Source organism: Peribacillus deserti, assembly GCF_002863585.1.
Classification (GTDB): Bacteria; Bacillota; Bacilli; order Bacillales; family DSM-1321; genus Paraperibacillus; species Paraperibacillus deserti_A.
This window is the reverse complement of record NZ_PGUY01000037.1, coordinates 37,602-58,952: the sequence shown is the minus strand read 5'-3', so window position 1 is coordinate 58,952 and position 21,351 is coordinate 37,602. Positions and strand designations below refer to the sequence as shown.

Genomic DNA, 21,351 nt, shown 5'->3' with positions numbered 1-21,351 from the left:
ATCGGCAAAGAAAAATAATAAATGATATTAAATCTTGGAGGGAAAAACAATGGTCTCAAAAAAGAATAAATATTCATTAGCAGCAGGGATTCTTTCAGCTTCACTTCTATTAACAGCTTGCTCCAGCGACAGCTCGTCCAGCGAAAAATCAGGTTCTGGCAGTAAAGGCGACAAAGTTGTGGTTGATATTTTCCAAGGGAAGGTTGAAATTGCAGATCAGTTGAAAGCGCTGACAGAACAGTATACAAAACAGCACCCTAATGTAACATTCAATATCGAAACAGTCGGCGGCGGAGCTGATGGTTCTTCTGCTCTAAAAGCGAAATTCGCTTCAAACCAGGCACCAGATATCTTCGGTAACGATGGTGATCAGGCAGCACAAGTATGGAAGGATAAATTTGAAGATTTGTCCGACCAGCCATGGGTAAAGGATGCCTTTGAAGGCACTTTAGATGGTATGACGATCGATGGAAAAGTCTATGGAATGCCATTCAACATGGAAGGCTACGGATTTGCTTATAACAAAAAGCTGTTTGAAAAAGCAGGCATTAAAGAATTGCCTAAAACATATTCAGAACTAGAAGCTGCGGCTAAAAAACTTAAAGCAGCCGGCATTACTCCATTCTCTGTAGGCTATGGCGAGTGGTGGGTACTTGCTAACCACGGTTTGAACGTTCCACTTGCATACCAGGAAGATCCAGACAAGTTTATCAAGGGACTAAACGAAGGTACGGCTAAATTTGAAGGAAATAAGCAATTCGACAACTACTTCAAACTACTGGACCTTACAATGAAATATGGCAACAAAAATCCAATTACAACGGATTACAATACTCAGGTTACACTATTTGCAACTGGCGAGGCTGCAATGGTACAACAAGGAAACTGGATTCAGCCGATGTTAGACAAAATCACTCCTAACATGGAAGTCGGATTCATCCCAATGCCTCTTAGCGATGATCCTGCACAATCAGACAAATTAATGATCGATGTACCAAGTAACTGGGTAATTTACAACAAAGCTCCTGAAGCTGATAAAAAAGCAGCTAAAGACTTCTTGAACTGGATGGTAACATCTGAAGAAGGCAAAACAGCGTTGACAAAAGAATTCAAGTATATCCCTGCATTCAAAAACATTGAAGCAAAAGCTGAAGATATCGGCCCTCTAGGTGCAGACCTTCTTAAGTATTCTGAAGAAGGCAAAGCGTATCAGTGGCAGTTCATGAAATATCCGGATGGAGCTGGACAGGAATTCGGAGCAGCCCTTCAATCTTATGTAGCAGGGAAATCTTCTAAAGAAGAAGCACTTAAAGCATTGGATACAACGTGGGCTAAATTTAAGAAATAATACACCCTTGATTTAGGAGGGCCGCCGGCAAAGTTTCGGCGGCTTTTTCTTTTCGGCTGTACCGATATGTTTTTGGCGCTATCAATGAATCGTGTTTTCAGCAAGTGGAGCGGCCGGATCCAGCTATTGCAATTATATTTGTGTTCTTCCCGGTCAGATAAGCATAAGCCTTGAAACATAAGCATAAAGGCTCCAGATTAAGCATAAAGCAGAAAACATACGCATTGGGTAATTAGAGATAAGCATAAACCTTGAAAAGACAAGCATAAAACATTAAAACCTAAGCGTAAACCTCCAAAACATAAGCATAAACTCCATAAAGTTAAGCATAAACTCCATAAAGTTAAGCATAAACCATTCACAGGCTGTTAAAAATTCTGCCAATCTGGTAAAAACCTCTTACATGCACGCACTTTTTGACATAGCTGCAAATAGAAATACGCAAAAGGTCCTCTAAATCTATAATTTTAACAAAAAATAGTGTTAATCCACATAGTCTTGTACACTCATCAGAAAGACAATTCCTTTACATGCTTGCAGCAAACCACATGTTCCTTAAACCAGTTCTTTTCTTCGACGGGGAACTCTTAACCCACTGCCGCAGCGCGGATAGTTTGGCAAGCTGAAGGCTCTGCCGCTGTGGAAGAGCCTTTAAGTTTTGCCGGATCCTCTTCCTATTGATTTACAGTTAGATCTCTCCATTATATTCCCACAGCCCAAGCTGTCCTTTTGCAGGGATATATTCGTCCAGCTGCCGCATATCTTCAATTTCCCATACATACCCCCCAACGCTATAATCCCCTAAAAATAAGTCATTACCAGAAATAATCCGCCCATCTTCTAATACAGCCCAGGTGCCGTTGTTTTCAACTACTCTTATACAGTTTTGCAGTGTACAGACTCCGATTATCATTCCAGTCGGCAGGTTATCCACTGTATAACCATGCTTATTTAATAGCGCTTCGACTCCATCCAGTCTGCATGCGGGCTTATCTACTTTTTTACTCGTATGAATGGCAAGAGGACCTCGATATTTAGTTCTCCATGTCCTTGTTTCATATTTGGCTTCGCCAATGACAAACAAACTTGCCCAAGGCTGGATCATCGACAGTACTTTCAAAATAAAACCTCCAGCATCAATGTATTAATTATTATAGACTTCCCATGGATGAAAAAAACTATACCAAATGTAGGTTGAATGGAAGTAAAACAAATCTCCTAAAACATACCCTGTAAAAAAACAACTCCCCGATACATCGGGCAGCTGTCATTTATTAATACCATTGGCTGTAGCACTGGCAGCAAATTTACTTATTTTGCCTTGGAATTTTAACAGAAAAGGGCGCTATCTTTTTGTTTTCTATAAAGCTTGAAAAATCAAATTGCAATACTGTATTCTCCATCTTAAAATGGTCAATTCTTTGTTCTCCATTAAGCTTGAATACCGATTGATAATGAGACGTTTTTTCGTTGAGAACTGTTACCTTGTTTCGGGATATGATATGACTTTCGGGTGGAACAGGGTTTTCCGGATCTATTGTGTCAACATAATCTTTATCGACTAACATAAACTCGTAGGCTAAATTATTTTTTATCAAATCTAACTTATCTTTGCTTAACTCATTCGGGAATCCATGGAACTGATAATCAAGAACAAGGTTATCCCCTTCGACCCATGCATCATTTATCCTAAGTGATAGACTAGTCCGTTTGCTGTTTAGAGTGAACGTTTTTCTGTCTAATATTTGTACTGCTTTGGGGTCGGCGATGTGTAGCGAAGGATAGAAAGTAAGCGATGATATATCAGGATGTACTTTAGTCATTTTACTCCGCACTATCTCATGGAAACCGTCCTCTTTTGATTTTGAGAGAATGGTTGAGTTCCCAAAATGGTATACATTCCCTTTATCATCGATTGCTTTCTCAAGATACACCTCATCTTCATTCTTAAAAACAGTTTCATAGATTAAGGCCGAAGACGCTTTTGCAACTAAAATATCTTTTATTCCTATCTTGATTCCTTCTTCTGCATAGCTTTTTTCCTGGTTTACAGTAAGTCTGCTTAGGTTCTCTTGGTTAACAGGAATCACAAATTCCCACTCGCCCTTGATTCCATTTATATTATGGATCGTCACTGGCAGAGTGAAATTCTCCTTAAACGTCTTAAAAGGATATACCATCTTCCACAGAAACATATACCCGTTTTCGGCTTTCCTAATTTCTGTAGACTTTCCATTCAACCAGGGATCATTATCCCCTTTATGATTCTCAAAATTCATGTCAAAACTGATTTCCCCTTTTTCGTTATGGCCCTTGTCAACATCTCCTTCTACTCGACCAGTAATTGAAACAACTTCACCGTCAAAATAAGCACTGTCGAGTTTGACCGTTAGACCATTTCTTGTTACGGATTGATTTAGTTCTGTAACGAGGTTCTGCTTCGACAGCTCCACGCCCATTGAATCTTCAAACTTTTGAAAGATCCCGCCAATTAACGGGGTTTTCGCCAATACTCCATTCATAGTTGGGTTAACAAAACCCGACGAGAATGTGATTCCAAGTACTGCGGCTGCAGCAATAGTACTGACCATTGTTTTCTTTTTAACAGGAGAGGATTCAATACCGCCGGCTTTATTCAGACCACTTTCGATTGCCTTTAACACCTTTTCTTTTGGCACCTCTATTTGTTCGATGGCCAGTTTTAAGTCCTTGTTATCCATAGTTTTGTTCCTCCCCATTATAAAACTTTTTTAATGCGGCTTTTCCCCTGCTTAAATATGTTTTGACAGTTCCCTCTGGTATCTCCATCACATCACTAATGGTTTTTATCGGATAGTCATAGTAATAGAATAGTATAATTGCAGTTCGATAAGTTTCCTTAAGCCCTCCAATAGCTTTTAAAAGCTGGACGGACTCTTCCTTGCTGTATTCCGCAGGTGCTTCTAAGTTAGACAATATATCCTCCGTTAATGGAACCACATTTTTCTTATTCTTGATTACGCTGGTGGAACAGCGAATGACAATTCTGGTCAACCAGGTCATAAAATACTCAGGTTGTTTTAGTGAATGAATGGACCTGTATGCCTGATAGGCTGCCTCCTGGACTACATCCAAGGCATCTTCTTCATTTTGAACATACAAGTATGCGGTCCTGTATATTTGCTCGTAGTGACGCTTTATCAGTTGTTCAAAAGCTTTATTGCTGCCTTTGGCAGCTTTTTTTACTAATTTTTGATGTTCTTTGCTATCCATATCTTTCAACCCCCTTCACCTATTAGTGGATTACAGCTCCACTAAAAGTTTCAAAGAATTAAAACTTTTGTAGTCTTTTAGAATAGAATACACTGGAAATAGGATTAATTTAGTACAGAAAACTAAGTTAGCCAAAAAAAAAGCAGGAACCAAATTGGCTCCTGCTTTCTTTTAGGTTTACCTTAGTGCAGCATCAATGGCTGCTATCAACTTGATTAAATCACATATACAAAATAACCAATAAAGATTAAAAACAGAACATACATAATCGGATGGATTTCTTTGGTTTTTTTCATGGCAATCATGCTGACCGGATATAGAATAAAACCTAGGGCAATCCCTGTTGCAACACTATAGGATAATGGCATCATAATGATCGTGACAAAGCTTGGAATGACAATGGCCACGTTGCTCCAATTGATCCGGCTTATCTCGGTCGCCATCATTGCACCGACGATGATAAGGGCTGGAGCTGTTACTTCAGGGGTAACAATAGATAGAATAGGTGAGAAGAATAATGAAACAACGAAGCCGGCTGCAATCACAACGGAAGTAAATCCTGTCCGGCCGCCTACTGCAATTCCAGCAGTAGATTCCACCATTGAAGCCGTGGTGGATGTCCCCAGAACCGCTCCGACAGTGGCTGCAGCAGAGTCTGCAAGCAGAGCTTTGCCCGCATTCGGAATCTCGTTATTCTTCATAAGCCCTGCCTGGCTCGCGATGGCAATTAACGCACCGGCTGTATCAAAAAAGGCTACGAATAAAAAGGTAAAAATGACAGCAAGCACTTTCGGAGAAAAGACGTCGTCCATATGGCTGAAAACCACTCCAAAGGTTGGTTCCAGACTTGGAATTTTTCCAATGACCGCTTTAGGAGTTTCAATCACTCCAAATAGGACTCCAATAATGGTCGACAGTACCATCCCAAAGAAAATACCTCCCTTTAATCCTCTATGTAATAGAATGACTGTAATGATGAACCCGGTAATGGCGAGCAGGGTCGGAGCAGATTTAAAGTTTCCGAGCGCAACAAATGTGTCTTGATTCGCCGTGACAATCCCGGCATTTTTCAAGCCGATAAAAGCAACGAAAAACCCGATTCCGCCGGCAATGGCATGCTTTAGATCCTGCGGGATACTATTGATGATCTTTTCGCGGATTTTTAACAAGCTTAATATCATGAATAATACACCCGCTATAAACACACCGGTTAATGTAGTTTCCCATGGTATTTTCATACCGATGCAGACCGTAAAGGTGAAAAACGCATTAATGCCCATGCTCGGGGCTATCCCGATCGGGTAATTGGCAATCAACCCTATTAAGAGGGAACCAATGATGGCGGACAAGGCTGTTGCCGTGAAAACTGCACCTTTGTCCATGCCCGACTGGCTTAAAATGACCGGGTTGACAACCAGGATATATGCCATTGATAAAAACGTTGTGATGCCCGCAATACTTTCTTGTTTATACGTAGTATTACGTTCGGAAAATTGAAAGTAATTTCTCATGATGTGTCCTCCGAATCCATTTAGAAAAAAAAAAAATCCTCCGACTTGCTGTCGGAGGAGTCTGCAAAGGACAATCGCACGGCTAAAAACGCCTATATCATTGCCCCTTGTAGACAGACTATTTACGGCAGCCTGGTAGAGACGTTCAAGCCATATTCTTGAACTTATACAAGGTAATCTACTATTAAATAATAGTGAAAATAGTATCAGGTATATAGGACTGCGTCAATAACATAGATTATTTTCGTGCAATTAAGTTTATTCTTACAAGGTAATCCTTGGAATGTATGCTTAAGCCAAACTAATTTGCACATTGCTTAATTTAGTTTCCCGCCAAGCCGGCAAACCTGAAATTCGAAATCGTTTAGCTCCAATGCGGGTTCATTTACTGCCAAATATCGGAATCTCCGTTACTCCTTGTGGCGGCCCGCAACTAATCTTTCGCGCAGATCCTCTGAAATTTCATGCTTATCTTGATTCAATTCACTTACTGATTTTGATCCACAGATCCATAACGGAATCCAGTTCTTCCGTTAATTCCTGTTTCCTGTTATACATCCAATTAAGTTCCTCATATTGAATATTGTTCGCAGCCATGGCCTCATTGATTTCTCTGATTTCATTTTCAAGGGTCTCAATCTTTAGCAGAACTTTACTTTCCTCTTCTTCCTTCTTAATACCTTCTGGAATACTTTTTTGCTTCTTGCCTTTTTCACGATTTACGATAGGTTTTATCGTGTCCAGTAAGGCTGCATTCTGTTTAACGCTTTTATAGTAATCGTAATTCCCTGGATAGCTTTTAAGTGAACAGCCTTCCACTGCAACCACTCTCTTACCGATTTTATTAATAAAATATCTGTCGTGAGAGATGAAAAATATAGTGCCCTTAAAGTCTTCCAGTGCTTCCTCAAGAGTTTCGATGGAATCAATATCAAGATGGTTTGTCGGCTCATCCAGTATTAATAAATTAATATCTTGATATAACAGCATCCCTAGCTTTAACCTTATTCTCTCTCCCCCCGATAGATGCTTTACTTTTTTGAAGACGCTCTTTTTATAAAACATGAATTTGGAAAGATATTCACGCGCTTTCCCCTCAAGGATGCTAATATCCTCCCGAAAAGCTTCGAGGACTGTCAGCTCTTCATTACTAAATGAAATTTTCTGAGGTAAATAGGCCGCCATCACATTAGCACCCAGTCCTACGACTCCAGCATCGGGATCTTCTTCACCTAACAGCATCCTTAAAAAAGTTGTTTTCCCGCTGCCGTTCGGGCCAATTAGTCCCACTCTTTCGCCGAAATTGATCATCAAATCGGTGTTCTTAAATATCACTTTATCTTCATAGCTTTTTGATAGCTGCTCTGCCTTGATGGTTTCATTTCCAGAACGATGTGCAGCTTTTACATTCAGCTTCATATTCCGTCTCTCAAAACTCGGTTTTTCAATCCGGTCCAGTTTATCGAGCTTCTTTTGGATGCTTGCCGCTCTTCGGAAGAACTTGTTATTATCGGCCCGCATTGCCCAGTCCCTCAAACTCGTTACGGTTTGTTCCATATTACTTATCTTCTTTTGCTGCTCTCTGAAATGTTCATATTGAATCCGCAAATTTTCTTCCTTTTGGCTGACATAAGATGAATAATTGCCCTTATAGGTTATGGACTCCATATCTTCTATTTCCACAATTTTAGTCACTACATTGTCCAGAAAATATCGGTCATGGGACACAATGATAACCATTCCTTTAAAACTTTTAAGGTAGCCCTCGAGCCATTCGACTGAATCCATATCCAGGTGGTTCGTGGGCTCATCCAGAAGCAATAGGTCCGGATTATGAATCAGGAGCTTTCCAAGCACTACGGTAGTTTTTTCACCGCCGCTTAAAAGGTCAAAATCCTTCTTTAAGAAACTTTCGTCAAATTTCAAGCCTGTGCAGATCTTGCTTAATTTTTCGTCGCGATCATATCCACCCTTCACTTCAAATGATTGGACTAAGTTACTGTACTTGCCTAAAGCTTTCTCAAGGGCAGTATCCTCCAGGGTCTTCATTTGTTCTTCTAATTCCCGCATGTGAATTTCTATACTGTTAATCTCTTCAAACGCCAGATTTAATACATCAACTACCTTTAGGCCCTCCGGATATACGGGAGTTTGTTCAAGATAGGCCCGGCTTGTTCCTCTTGGCAAGTGAATAAGACCTTCATCATAACCGGGGCTTGACGTCTGCGGATACCCCGGATAGTAATGCATCGGCTCTATCCCGGCAATCAATTTGAGAATCGTACTCTTGCCGCTTCCATTTCCACCTACAATCCCAATCTTCTCTCCTTCATACGCTTCAAAGCTAATGTTTTTTAGGACAAGTGTGGCTTCCATATATTTTTTAATGCCATTCAATTTCATTTCAAGCATGTAATTTCCCTCTTTCATCCATAATGTACGTTATGCATTTATGGACAGGACAAAGAAGAAACTTCATTACTATTTAGTTGTATAACAAAAAAGACCATAAGAAGATGGTTTCTTCTTACAGTCTTCAATACACAGCGAATATAATTTATTTGGAGAGATAAGCTCAGGAAAGCATACTCCGCCTATATACCTTGGACCAGCTATCAAACTGGCAGTATAAAACAAATTATAATCTCGATATCAGTAAAGTAAGTTACCTTCTAAATTGCCTTCATTCCATAAAGAGCATAACAAATAAACCTAATAAAACTAGGTAAATGAACACTCCATAGAAAATCCATATTAATTTAAAATAAATTAATATTTAGCAATTAGATGGCATCATAAACTTACTTCCCTCCTTCGAAATTTTCTTAATTATCTCACTTTACTATTTTATTGTAAATACTTTTTAAAGTTCCGCTTTCAATGATAATTCCTGAGCCAGATCATTCTCAAACGGTCATTTTCCAATTAGAGAAAGCTAACCAGCTCTCCCGTGACTTATAATCCGGTATGATTTTTCCAACAAGGCGCCAGAAAGACCGGTCATGATTCAAATGGATCATATGGCACATTTCGTGAACGACTACATAGTCGATTACCTCAGGCGGTGCCATGGCAAGCTTCCAATTAAAGGTTAACTGCTTTTTTGAATCACAGGTCCCCCATGTCGTTTTGCTGTCGGAAATACGGATAGATCGCGGTTTTACTTTGAAATACCCTTGATAGGAGGCAATGCTCTTTTCAACCAGTGCTTTACACTGCTGGTAATAAAAACGTTTTAGAGTCTGTTTAATTTTTTCGTCCTCAAGATCATTTACGTATATATGCAGCTGATCTCCCCCAAGCACGGCATGGTCCTGCTCTACATTACTATCTGTATGGATCTGAATGGGGTATGTTTTTCCCAGATATAGAAATTCCTCACCATGCTTGTAGGTCTTCGCCTGCGGACCAAGCAGCCTGTCCTTCATTTCCTTAGATTGCTGCTGGATCCAATCCCATTTTTCTTCTAATAATTTTAGTACAATGTCATCAGGTGTCCCTTTTGGAGCCTGTACTTCAATATTTCCATAAAAATCTATAGAAATGCTCACGGAAGTCCGTTTTTTGTAAACTATATTAAACCTGAGCGTCTCGCCTAAGTAAGTATGAATCATATAATCACCAAAATCTTGTAAGACTTATCCCCTGTATTTGATCGCTAATCCTTTTAAGAAATTCCTGGCGAACTTATCACCGCATTCTTTATAATTCTTATGCCCTTCTTTTCTTAATAAGGCGCCTAGTTCTCCCTTGGTTACAACGAGACCTGCTTTTTCGAATATATCCATCATATCTTCACTAGTTAACGCCAGCGCAATTTTCACTTTCTTTAGCAGAAGATTATTGATATGTTCATGACTATTTGAAGGCATTGCTGTATCAGGCTGTCCTGGCTTCGGTTCTTGTTTTCCTCTCTTATAAGTAATAAAGCCATTTAAGAATGACTCTAACATTCGATTAGTAACTCTTATATTGTCGTCATCTTCAGCATCCACATCTTCATTTGATTTAGTCAGGATCTTTGGTACTTCTAACCTCGTTACTTCCACGCCGCCAAGTTTAAATATTTCTACAACATCTGAATTTTTTATATCCAGAGCATATCTTAATCGAATTAATATATCGTTATTATCCATTCATGTTCCTCCTTAAAGCTATCCAAAATGCCAACACTTTTTGATTATTTATTAAAGTCTGAATAGCACCTTTACACACTTTTTTCCCCGATTATCTTAGTTCTATCCTCGCAACAGCCTCGACGTGCATCGTCTGAGGGAACATATCCACTGGCTGTACTTCCACCGTTTTGTATCCGCCGTCCTCAAGCACCCGCAAATCTCTTGCAAGAGTGGCTGGATTACAGGAGACGTACACTACTTTTTTCGGTTTCATATCTATAATTGTCTGAAGAAGAGCTTCGTCACAGCCTTTTCGCGGCGGATCCACCACCAGCACATCGGCCGCATTCCCTTGTTTGTACCATTCAGGGATAACGGCTTCGGCTTCTCCTACTGCAAATTCTACGTTTTGAATGTTGTTTAACTCCGCATTTCTTTTCGCATCTTCTATTGCTTGGGGAACAATTTCCACTCCAAATACTTTCTTAGCCTTTTGCGCGAGGAATAAAGAAATCGTCCCGATACCGCAATAAGCATCAATAACGTTTTCCTCGCCAGTGAGTTCAGCATATTCCAATGCTTTATCGTAAAGCACCTTGGTCTGCTCTGGGTTTACCTGATAAAAAGAACGGGCAGAAATGGCAAAGTTGATATCGCCTATACGATCGTAGATTACTTCACTGCCCCAAAGAGTCCGTGTTTCTTCGCCAAATATGACATTCGTTTTTTTTGTGTTGATATTTTGTACGATAGACTTTACATACGGGACTCTAGCTGCGATTTCTTCAATAATGCGCTCCTTAAATGGCAGTTCGGCCGTCCGGGTGATGATCACCACCATAACTTCGCCGCTCACTTTACCAAAGCGGGCCATGATATGGCGCAGCACCCCTTTGTGCGTTTCTTCATTATAAGCGGGGATGCCCAGCTCGCTGCAGATTTCTTTTACGGTCTGGACCGTTTCGTTAATAACCGGGTCCTGGATGATGCTTTCTTTTGCATCCACAATCTCGTGGGTCCGAGGCTTGAAAAAACCCGCAATCAGAACTCCTTCTTCTTCACCGACTGGAACCTGCGCTTTATTCCGGTAATGCATGGGCTTGTCCATGCCGATAATTGGATGCACGCTCACATCCTCAAGCTTGCCAATACGCTTTAAGACTTCCCGGACTTGTTTTTCTTTAAATGTAAGCTGGCCCTCATAGCTCATATGCTGGATCTGGCACCCGCCATAGAGACTAGGGTCTTTTTGAGACAAGTCCACTCGGTACGGGCTCTCTGTATAAATTTCAACCAGCCGCCCAAATCCATACCCCTTGTTCGCTTTAAGGACTTTAATCTTCGCCTTTTCCCCTGGGAGCACATTAGGCACAAAAATCGGATAGCCATCCACCTTGGCAACGCCAGCCCCTTCATGGGTCAAATCCTCAAACACCACATCCACAAAATCATTTTTTGCTACAGGTGCTGTTCTTTTCATCTGCATACGTCCTTTTCTATTAGAGGCGCCCTGCAGGCGCTTTTTATTATTCACATATCTATGAATGGTTTTCTTAAGTTCAGATCCCTTCAAACACTGTACATGATTTTATCATATCTGGATTTTATTTTCATATAAGGTAAAAAAGCATTCTGGCTGCTGCCAGTATGCTTTTTTACCTTATATCAGTATCAGTTATTATATCCATCTTAAGCAGATCAACCAGGCCTTCCTGGTAAGCTGCGTATCCTGTTGTGGACATAGCATTAGCTACCTTTAATAAGTCTACGTCATCTAAGTTCTTTAATTGTGTAAGCCTGTCTGCTACGGGTTCAGAAGATAAGGCGGTCTGGTAGGATTCTTCATCCATCCGCCAGAGCTTTACATGCTGGGGATACCGTTTTTTTAGACGCTGAGCCATTAGAACTCCTTCAGGATCTAGATCCCCTGCATAATAAATCATACAATCTGATTTTGTTAGAAGGCTAAAGAATATCCAGCTTGCAGCTCTAAATTGACCGTGTGTGCAGACAATCGCTTTATCTGGCAATTCATCCATTAAAGCAGAACAGACTCCTGAGTTTTCAACAATGTATACCTTGTGCCCCTTTAGTGGCTGTATCCTGTCAAGAGATGTTAGTTCTCTTACTGGAATGTTAAGAACGGTATTGCACTCAGCTGCAGCTACCCATACTGGATGTACTCTGTCTTTCTCGAAGGCTAATAATCCTGAACAGGTGACAAAGCTCCATAAATCATCTCTAAGAAGTCCATACTTTAACAATAAATCGTTTATCTGCTCTATATTATTTAGCATTGCAGATTCCCCTGCTCCGATATTACTGGAGAGCATATTCAAGAAAATTTTACCCTGAATTGTATGAATATCAAAGGCATGTGGATTTCCGCTGACTCTTTGAGAAAATAAAGGTAGTCTTTCATAGGTCCCCGTCGGTGGTAGCATTGTATAGGCAGCCGCTGCCAGATCCAGCATTTTTTCCAGATTACTTTTATCCTGCTTATAGAGATTGGCTATAAATCTTGTGTCAGGAGTGCCCTTCGATATCTTTTTAAACCAAACGGCCAGAATCGGAAAATCGTCTATAAAGTCCTGATAAAACCTTTCCTTCTGAGCTTTTCGCTCAAACTCTTCCTCTTCTTTTGAAATAAGATTTTCACCAAAATATTCTTCCAGCAATAGTATTAGTGTTACGCCAGCTAGATTAGTCTCTGAAAGCCTTTGTTCAAAGTGTTTTAAAGAAATTGTCCCTTTTCGCTTAAGGACCTCAGGTGATACTCCAAAAAACCCGCTAACAGAATCCACTTCTTCGTCTGAAAAATCATGAATATTCACCGTCCCTCCTATACGTCCAAGGGAACGGTATTTGGCTCTAAAGCGCGAAAATAATAAGTGAAAGCCCGGTTCATCGCGAAAAACACTGTAATCTCTCATAATCATTACTCCTGTAAAATAGGCTCTTTATAAAGAAGGTTCTTGGTCTTTCCATCCCAGTGATAACGGATGACCGTAACGAAGTCAGCATTTTTGGGACGCACGAGTTCACAAATAGATAAATTGGAAATTGTTTCGTAATCCCCCCATAAGGCCTGGGAATTCATAATAAAATTGAAGCCGAGCTCCTCAACCACTTCAAACATATCACGTATATTGTTCTCATCCACTCCGGCAAATGCTTCATCGAGTGAAATAATGTAGGGAGCATCACTTTCTGCTTCCTGATATCGGGAGTAAGCTGCCGTGAATAACGGAATGTACATTGCCATCGCCTTTTCGCCGCCGCTGAACTTATAAAATGCATTATTCGTCATTTCCCGTTTAGGTTCTCTTTCCCTGCGGTACGATAAGACGAAAGAGAACCACTTTCGGTAATCAAGGACTTCCTTTAACACCTGGTGCAGGGTATTCCCTTCATTCCGGAGCTCAATAATATCCTTTGCCCTTAGAATTTTCGACTGGAAGTGGCGGGTAATTTTTTCAAGGTTCTCTTCAGTTAAAAACTTGCTATTCATTTGTAAAAGCCCGACCAATTCTTTAGTATCCATTTCTGTTTCTGATTCAGCAGTAAGCGGCTTCCACGCAATGGAAAAAGTAAGTCCAGATGAACTGTTTCTGCTTTCCATCAGTGTATTCATCTGTTTGACCCATCTTTCAGCACGCTGGATTCGGGTTCTTAATATTCCCCCTACAGACTTTAAAATAATATCTTCATAAAGATTCCGATCCTGCTCATCCAGCCAAAGCTGCTGATTTCTAAGCTCTTGATTTAGGGCTTCACTTACAAAATACGGACTCACTTTCTGTCCGTGATATTCCATAACCATAATTTTACGTCTGTTCTGCTGGCTCCACCGCTCCATATGAACACGGTGTTCCTCCGTCCAGCCTTCTTTCTTAAACCATACGGGTTCTTCATGGCTTCTATCGTATTCAGTTAACTTATATTCCATTAACTGAGGTTGTTCATTAAAATAGGTTTTGGTCAGCTGCTCGCTGACTTTCTGACGGTCGTATTTTCGATAATCTTCCATAAACCTTTGCGAGATTTCTTTTGGATGGTTTTCTATCTCCTGTATAAAACCATTCGACAGCTCGTGTGCAAGGGCTTCCTGCCAGTTTTTCAGTAATAGAGTCCAGAATTCAAGTTCCCTGACAATAACTTCCAAATCTTTCTTAAGCTGTTCTTTTTGAACCAGTTTTGTGGGAAGATCATTCTTTACCCGATCAAGACTAGATTCCACTTCTGACAATTCATCCTGTACTTCCTTAATTCTAGTACGGACTTCATCTATCCCTTTTAACTTTAATTGATTATGGATCGTTTGAATTTCGGCAGCTGTTTTGTTGATTTCTTCACCCTGAATATTATAAAGGCCAGTCCCCTCCATAATTTCCTCTTGTATTTCCTCCAGTCTTTCTAGTAAGGTTTCCTGCTCACGGTAGGAATGGGTAATGCTATTTTTGGTTTTATCCAATTTATTCAGGAATTCCCTATAGCTCTTTATACTTCTCAGCGCCTCCTGGAATGATTGAAGATCTTTCTTTATTAAAACATGCACCGTTTTCACTTTTATCTTCTGTTTTAGGAACTGAAATTCAGCTACTGCAGTCTTGTAATGTTCATCCACTTTGGCTAGAGTATGCTGTTTTTCCTTAAGCTGATAAGAAATCTGCCTTATATTCTTGTCTATTTCCTGAAGATCTTGATCTGATGGAAAGTGTTCTCGCCACGTTTTAGATATACTTAAAGCATGTTCGAATTGTTCAATACCCTTTTGATACTGGCTGATTTCAAGTCTAATCTTTTCAATTTCTGCTTCCAATTCTCTTATTTTCTCCTGTTGATACCGTTTTCGTGATGATCTCCCTATGAAGCGGGAAGTTCCATAGCTGGGAGCATGTCCTAATAAGCCACCCAGACGATAACGCCCATTCTCATCAATGCACATATTCCCATCTCCTGATGCAGATGCAGGATCCTCAATCAGAATACTGCGGAGAACATCATCGATCAGCTCCTGAGAAATATGGTGGCAGTTATCTATGTCCGGTTTAAGGTAATCCGCCAGAGTATGGCCCATCATGGATGGATTCGGAACGATACACCGGTCGTCCTGTATCCCGTCATTTTCCGGAACAATAAGGCTGTCCAGAATGCCAGCTTCCCCTAATGCAGCTTCCACTCTTTCTTTGAGTTGATCTGTCACTTGATCATGGAACTCTACCGCCGCATAAAAAGGGATAAATGCCTTCCCTTCTGACTTCAATGACTCACGGTATACACGGGTTGCTTCGGCACGTTCGGGTTCTGGGTCTGTCATGTTTTCCCACTGAAGTTTTTCTTCTTCTAAGTCCGCATTCCTCTGCAGCTTAGTTCGGAGCCCGCTTTTCAGCACCGCTTTTTGGCTGAGAAGCTTCTCTTGATATCCTTGTACGGAATCAGAAATGAATGATTTAATGTGTTCAAAACTAGATGTCTCATAAAGGAACTGAATCGCCCGTGAAATCTCTCGTATCATTTCTTCGCTTATTGCAAATTCTTCATGTTCTTTAATCCAGCGGTAAATTTTTTCCTCAAGTTTCTGTTTGTCACTCTCAAACAGCTTTTCATAATCCGATTGTTCATTCCTCATTTTATCAATAGCTTCTTTTAACTCAGAAGACTCCTTGTATTTTCGTTCCATTTCATCGCTATATTGTTTTTGCCGGACAAAATCATCTTTCACTTCTTCTAGAAGACTAGTGAATTCAGAAACTTCTTTTTGCCAGACAGTGAAGTCAAATGCTCCTTTTCCAGCTCTGTTAAAATCAGCAACATTGACTTCATGCTGAGAGAAGCCGGAATCTCGCGCATCCACATTCATTTCCTGGATATATTCGTCCGTTTCTCGGATAAAGTGATTGATATTAGCTTCTGTCTCATCGAGCTTTACCTGCTGTTGGCGTTCCTGTCTTTTCTTGTAATCCAGCTGTTCTCTTTTTCTTAATAAATCTTGCTTAAGGGCTTGTATATGCTGTTCTGTTTTTGTTAATGTTTCCTGCAACGTCCATACTTCATGGCGGCTGAGGCGGTCTCTTTCCCCTTGTGCTACCCTTTTTCTTATATCCAGCTTAGATCTGGAGTCTTCAAGGAAACCAATTTCCTCGGACAGCTCCTTTATAGCCCTTTCAGCGGCCATCTTGTTATCTTGTGCTATTTTAAATCTATCCTCAGTTTTAAGAACTGATTCCGCTTTCTGAGCCAATAGATATCTATTATATTGATCATATACAGACACCAGTTTCGCTGCCGACTTTTGCTCGCGCTCCAATTGTTCCAGCTGCTGGCGTGCCTGATCCATATTTTCAATAGTATCTGACAGGTGGCGAAGGTCATCATCAGCAAGAGGGGGCAGTGCTGATTCAAGGATTTCATAGATGACTGTAGGCCTAAAATCTTTTGACAACTTAGGGCTCCTCAGCTGAATAAGAAGCTTAATGAGCTCCTCATACGAATCCAATGACTGAAAGCCAAACACATACTTATTAACAAGAGCCATATATTCACGCTGGCTTCGTACCACCTGTCCCCCATTCCCAAGCCGATTTTCGAGCTCTTTTACAGAAAGAGGTATTTTATCAGAGTGATGGGTTTGATACAGCTGAAAGTCCTGGCCGATTCTCCTATTATCCGTGATTACGAATCCCCAAAACTTCATTTCTTTATGTCGTTTGGCCTGAAGCCCAATCCCAGTCGTAATGTACTGATTGCTTAATTCTTTTTTATACTCTATAAAAAGATAACCTGTTCTTTCATCCCGGCCGCCCACGTCTTTTTCACCAAGAAGATAATCTTCCATTCTTCTTGCTTTAGAGCCAAAGGGATCCAGCCGGTCTGGAGATTTTTTGCCATCGAGCAAAACAGGAAGAAAGCTTTGCATCGTTACCGATTTTCCCGATCCATTGCTGCCGCGGAGCAATAGCCTTCCATCTGAGGAATCAAATATTTCTTCGTCGTAGTACCAAAAATTAATAAGACCAGCCCGGTTCATTTTCCACTTATTTGTCTCCATTGTTTACAACTCCTTCTCTAAAATCCTGGGGATATACTCCTGTCAGCAAGCCTAGCAAGGGTTTTAATGTGATGATTCCCATTGAGGCTTCGTATTCTGCCATTAGCCAATCCTCAAGAACTGACAGCAGCTCCTTCCGTACTGATTGCAGCGTTCCTTCCCGGTATAGCTTTGCCCATCCCAAACTAAGGCGTTCTTTCATCTCGAGGAGAATTTGATCAAAGCCCTCTTCTGTCAATATGACCTCTCCCCATTCATTTCTGGGGTAGACAGCTATATGTTCATGAATGAAAGCCGAAAGTTGAAGAACTAAATCACTGGAAGCCTTTTGATTAGGAAAAAGAGTATGATAAGCTTTCGGCTCTGGTACAGTAAGCATGGCCGTATTTTTATAAAGAGAGAAATGATAGTTTGTATGCTTTTCGATATCATCATTTATCCGGTTACGAAAATTTCTTATGTACAGGAAGTCTGGATCATTACTGTCATTGCGATAAACAGCAGGAGACATGAACAATTTCCTGTACACACGTTTTCTCCTCTCATCGTCTGTCTGCATTTCCCACTCTTCATTTAAAATCTGATTCCATTCTTCATAGTTAAATAAATCCTCAGGATACGAGCGCATAAAATAGCGGCTGTAAGTGGTCACCTGATAAAGCGCCTCTTCTTCCTGGTTGTTATCAAATTTATTTACATCTCCGTCAATTTGTTTCATTAGCTTAAAATCAATCAACACTTGGACAGCCCGTACCAATGATTTCCTGTTAGCATATAAGGTCCAGTCCAGGGAAAGCTCTCCAGGAAACTCTGCGCGTATTTCTTCACAGAACTCAGATAGCAAAAACTGTTCATCAACCGCTTTACTCTCTAGAAACGCCAGTGCACAGCAAAAGATCGCGTAATCCAGCGGTTCCTGGAAATGCTGGATGCCCATCCAAGACTCCGGTTCGACTGGTATTTTTTCTAACTTGGCAAAATGGCGATGAATAATCAGCCTTAAGCCAAATTTCTCATCTATATAACGGCGCAATACTTTCTCCCGTTCCCGGATCAGCTGGTACCACTCAGGTTTTTCATTCCGAAGAATCCAGTAATGGTCAAAAAGCAGCTGAAGACCTTGTTTCGCCTTATCATCAAATAAATTTTGCTCCATGTTCTATCCTCCCATAAAAACCAGCTCAGCATCCGGCATTTCTAGTTTCCCGTCTTCAGCTTCAAGAATAACCCGCCTATTTCTATGAAGAAAAACCTTTACAATCGTTCCGTAATTGGTCTTAACTATGTTTTCCCTGCTGGTCATCGATTTACCTATCCAGGTAAGGAGCATTTTCCTGACATTTGGCTCTACTATTGGAAGCTCTGAAATCGTGATTTTCTGATTAACTATATATTTCTCAATCATCTCTTGTTCTTCTTCAAGCTCCTGAAGATATTTTCTCTTTAGAGCCTCCTTTTCTTCAGAATTAGCGATGATAGCACCTGGTTTGGTTTTCTCCCGATACTGATTGATTCTTGGCTTAATTGTCATTTCAAGAGGATGTTCATCCCAGATATCAGAATAAATATCCTCTGTTCGTGTCCCTTCAAAAAATAGATGCCTGGTTTCTAATGTTCCAAAAACGATGGACGAAAGCTTATGGGCCTCTTGCTGATCTTCCATTTCGTAAAACCATTTAGCTAAATGAAGATAATCCTTTTTCCTGCTTCTAAAGTTTTGATTCCGTTCTCCTATTCGCTGTACAAAGCGGGTAATCCTCCTGATCATCTCATTCGTCTGAATCTGTAGTAAATCGAGCTCACTTTGCTGGTTAGGACTACCAAGGAACCAGTGGCACAAAGAACCCCAGAGACCTTCCTGTTCATTTAGTAGTTCATCCTCCGATAGGCTGATTTCCTCAAGTCTCGGTGTCGACATTTTATGCTGTACAACCTTTGTAAAGAAGGCTTCCATTCCCCCTTCACTTAAGTCGTTAAGCCGCTGTTGAATTTGCATACTCGTTTTTTGAAGCGAAACAATAAAGTCCCGAAGATAAGCGGTAAATTGGTTCTTATAAACTAGAAACGCTTCCGTCTGCATCTGTTCTTCTGCTTTCTCACTATTTACATAAGCTATGTAATCAGCCGTACTTTGTCTGATATTACGGAAATAACTAAAAAGATCCTCCCACATCTGGGCAGCCTCCTCAGCTTTCTCAAGCTGTAAATTCTGCTTCATATCCTCCAGTTTAATAAGCGCCTGAAGCACCCTATCAAATTGAGTACGTTCAAGTGATCCTTGAAAAGAATCTCCCAACCCCTCTAACCTTTGAAGCATCCGTTCAATTTCAACAGTATAAGGGGTACATTGGTAACGAAAACGCTTCTTCTTATATTCCTCCACTGTTTTCGCATTGCCCATATCCTGCCGGGCAATTAAGTTATTCCATTTAACAAGCTGAGCAAGATCTAAGTGAAGCTGCTCCTCGCTATATGCATGAAACTCTGGGATCGTTCTAACAAATTGATAAATTTCCTCTGGAGTAATAAAATCTCTCATCCGTTCATGTTCTCCGAAAAAGAATCGTAGAATCGTCCTATAGCTCCACGCTTTCTCAGCTGTTAAATAGCTTGCTTCTATCACCTTTTTCATTGTATATAAGCTCATATTTTCACCGCCAAAGTTAACTATTTACTATTATTGTAATTGAAATTCAGTGAAACTTGTCGGAAAATAAATGGAAAACTACTAAAATTCAGGGAGAATACACTGTGTGTAAGAGTAAGAAAAGAAAACAAAAACAGAAACAAAAGAAGAAGGAATTTGGAACAGCCTCATTTTATTGCAGGCAATGTGATTACCATTTTGAAATAGATTGGGAGACCATATGGGATATTCAGGAATCCACTCATGGGTATGTGGGCTTTCATTTAAATGATACCTTTATTTCATGTGACAAATGTGGAGTAGTAGTTACAGAAGAAGAGGAACCAGAATCCATTTCGGCGGAAATTTCATTGGACCTACTTTTTCAATAGATTCCTAACCTTCACCGGTAATTTGTATTTCTGTAAGTACTAAATGATCAATCCCTTTCAAAAAGTCACAGCTTCGACATAGGATGCAAAAGGACACTGGCTTGCCGAAATCGAATATGTACATAGATACATTTTAGGAGTGTGTTCTATGATAAGCGCAAACAAACTTGCCATTGCAAAGCTTTGGTTCAATGAGTATTTTACGAAAGGAAATACTGCAATACTAAATGAACTAACAGCTGAAGATTTTACGTATCATGGAAGGGGTGGTGATTCTGGCCGCGAACAGATGAAGTCTTTTATGAGCTGGTATCGTGAAGTGTTCCATGATGATACTTGGGAGCTTAATGATTTCATTGAACAAGGAGAAAAACTGGCTGTGCGATATACCGGCTGGATGACCTACAAAGGCGGCTGGTTCAACATCCCTGCTGAAAATCAGCGGGTCAAAGAAACAGGAATTATGATTTTTGTGTTTAAAGATGGAAAAGTCAGCGAGTTATGGTGCGAGAACAGCGATGCAGCGATTCTATATAACCTGGGTGCTCTTCCGAAAGAAACGCATGAGGTGTTCTAATGAAACATGTTAAAGTAGCTTACGCCTTTATTTACGATGAAACAGAAGAAAAAGTACTAATGGTTCACAATCTTCCGGGAGTATGGACATTGCCTGGAGGAGAAGTCGAAGCAGGAGAATCTCTTCATGACGCTGTTATCCGGGAAACAAGAGAAGAAACCGGTTTGACGGTTGAGGCAGGTAATGTTCTTGCAGTAAATGAAGCGTTGTTCCAAGAGAGAGATCATCACGCGGTCATGTTTACATTTGAGGCACGAGTCGTTGACGGAATTCCTGCGGTACAAGACCCAGCCGAAATCTCTGAAGTGAAATGGGTGAATCTCGAAACAGCAAATAAATATATGCATTATATCCCTTGCGGTGCAGAGGGGCTCCTTACTGTTTCTGCTCCTTACACATATCAAGGCAAATGCTGACAAGACGCCTGGACATCAATATGTCCAGGCGCTTATTTATTCTTGTACAAAGAAAACGTT

General features: G+C 40.5%; 16 protein-coding genes and 1 riboswitch. Of the genes, 4 read left to right on the top strand and 12 right to left on the bottom strand.

Annotation, left to right across the window (positions count from 1 at the left end; translation table 11 throughout):
- The first annotated feature begins 49 nt into the window (after positions 1–49).
- Complete coding sequence (locus tag CUU66_RS12075) at positions 50–1,348, top strand: ABC transporter substrate-binding protein (RefSeq protein WP_101642473.1); 1,299 nt, start codon at positions 50–52, stop codon at positions 1,346–1,348.
- A 688-nt stretch (positions 1,349–2,036) separates the two neighbouring features.
- Here CUU66_RS12075 and CUU66_RS12070 read toward each other — a convergent pair.
- The 12 genes from CUU66_RS12070 to CUU66_RS12015 form a co-directional block, all read right to left on the bottom strand.
- Complete coding sequence (locus tag CUU66_RS12070; protein ID WP_101642470.1) at positions 2,037–2,468, bottom strand: ASCH domain-containing protein; 432 nt, start codon at positions 2,466–2,468, stop codon at positions 2,037–2,039.
- A 187-nt stretch (positions 2,469–2,655) separates the two neighbouring features.
- The gene (locus tag CUU66_RS12065; RefSeq protein ID WP_180955264.1) at positions 2,656–4,068 is read right to left on the bottom strand and encodes a DUF4179 domain-containing protein; all 1,413 of its coding nucleotides are present in this window, start codon (positions 4,066–4,068) and stop codon (positions 2,656–2,658) included.
- Positions 4,061–4,600 carry a sigma-70 family RNA polymerase sigma factor gene (locus CUU66_RS12060; RefSeq protein ID WP_101642465.1) on the bottom strand — a complete coding sequence of 180 codons (540 nt, stop codon included), beginning with the start codon at positions 4,598–4,600 and terminating at the stop codon, positions 4,061–4,063. The genes CUU66_RS12065 and CUU66_RS12060 overlap by 8 nt, the downstream gene beginning before the upstream one ends.
- Positions 4,601–4,815: 215 nt before the next feature.
- Positions 4,816–6,111: an NCS2 family permease gene (locus CUU66_RS12055; protein WP_101642462.1), complete on the bottom strand. Its 1,296-nt coding sequence runs from the start codon at positions 6,109–6,111 to the stop codon at positions 4,816–4,818.
- 90 nt (positions 6,112–6,201) lie between these two features.
- A riboswitch (purine riboswitch) is annotated at positions 6,202–6,303 on the bottom strand.
- Between the two features lie 291 nt (positions 6,304–6,594).
- Positions 6,595–8,523 (bottom strand): ribosomal protection-like ABC-F family protein, encoded by a 1,929-nt coding sequence (abc-f, locus tag CUU66_RS12050; RefSeq protein WP_101642460.1) that lies wholly within the window; start codon positions 8,521–8,523, stop codon positions 6,595–6,597.
- Between the two features lie 494 nt (positions 8,524–9,017).
- On the bottom strand, positions 9,018–9,725 hold the full coding sequence (locus CUU66_RS12045) for a M48 family metallopeptidase (RefSeq protein WP_101642458.1): 708 nt from the start codon (positions 9,723–9,725) through the stop codon (positions 9,018–9,020).
- 24 nt (positions 9,726–9,749) lie between these two features.
- Positions 9,750–10,247: a DUF1456 family protein gene (locus tag CUU66_RS12040; RefSeq protein WP_101642456.1), complete on the bottom strand. Its 498-nt coding sequence runs from the start codon at positions 10,245–10,247 to the stop codon at positions 9,750–9,752.
- 91 nt (positions 10,248–10,338) lie between these two features.
- Positions 10,339–11,709 carry a 23S rRNA (uracil(1939)-C(5))-methyltransferase RlmD gene (gene rlmD, locus CUU66_RS12035; protein ID WP_101642454.1) on the bottom strand — a complete coding sequence of 457 codons (1,371 nt, stop codon included), beginning with the start codon at positions 11,707–11,709 and terminating at the stop codon, positions 10,339–10,341.
- 175 nt (positions 11,710–11,884) lie between these two features.
- Positions 11,885–13,162: a TIGR02679 family protein gene (locus tag CUU66_RS12030; RefSeq protein ID WP_180955263.1), complete on the bottom strand. Its 1,278-nt coding sequence runs from the start codon at positions 13,160–13,162 to the stop codon at positions 11,885–11,887.
- 5 nt (positions 13,163–13,167) lie between these two features.
- Positions 13,168–17,280, bottom strand: coding sequence for a TIGR02680 family protein (locus CUU66_RS12025; RefSeq protein WP_101642449.1), 4,113 nt, complete (start codon positions 17,278–17,280; stop codon positions 13,168–13,170).
- Positions 17,267–18,436: a TIGR02678 family protein gene (locus CUU66_RS12020; protein ID WP_101642447.1), complete on the bottom strand. Its 1,170-nt coding sequence runs from the start codon at positions 18,434–18,436 to the stop codon at positions 17,267–17,269. The genes CUU66_RS12025 and CUU66_RS12020 overlap by 14 nt, the downstream gene beginning before the upstream one ends.
- Before the next feature lie 3 nt (positions 18,437–18,439).
- A complete protein-coding gene (locus CUU66_RS12015; protein ID WP_101642445.1) occupies positions 18,440–19,927 on the bottom strand; it encodes a TIGR02677 family protein in 1,488 nt (495 codons plus the stop codon).
- A gap of 104 nt (positions 19,928–20,031) precedes the next feature.
- Here CUU66_RS12015 and CUU66_RS12010 point away from each other — a divergent pair, with 104 nt between their 5' ends.
- The 3 genes from CUU66_RS12010 to CUU66_RS12000 all read left to right on the top strand — a co-directional run bounded on the left by CUU66_RS12010 (position 20,032) and on the right by CUU66_RS12000 (position 21,291).
- Entirely contained in the window at positions 20,032–20,298 is a 267-nt protein-coding gene (locus CUU66_RS12010; RefSeq protein WP_101642443.1) for a hypothetical protein, read from the top strand.
- 148 nt (positions 20,299–20,446) lie between these two features.
- Positions 20,447–20,875, top strand: a complete 429-nt coding sequence (locus tag CUU66_RS12005) for an ester cyclase (RefSeq protein WP_101642441.1) — start codon at positions 20,447–20,449, stop codon at positions 20,873–20,875.
- Positions 20,875–21,291, top strand: coding sequence for an NUDIX hydrolase (locus CUU66_RS12000; protein WP_101642440.1), 417 nt, complete (start codon positions 20,875–20,877; stop codon positions 21,289–21,291). The genes CUU66_RS12005 and CUU66_RS12000 overlap by 1 nt, the downstream gene beginning before the upstream one ends.
- Positions 21,292–21,351: the final 60 nt, after the last annotated feature.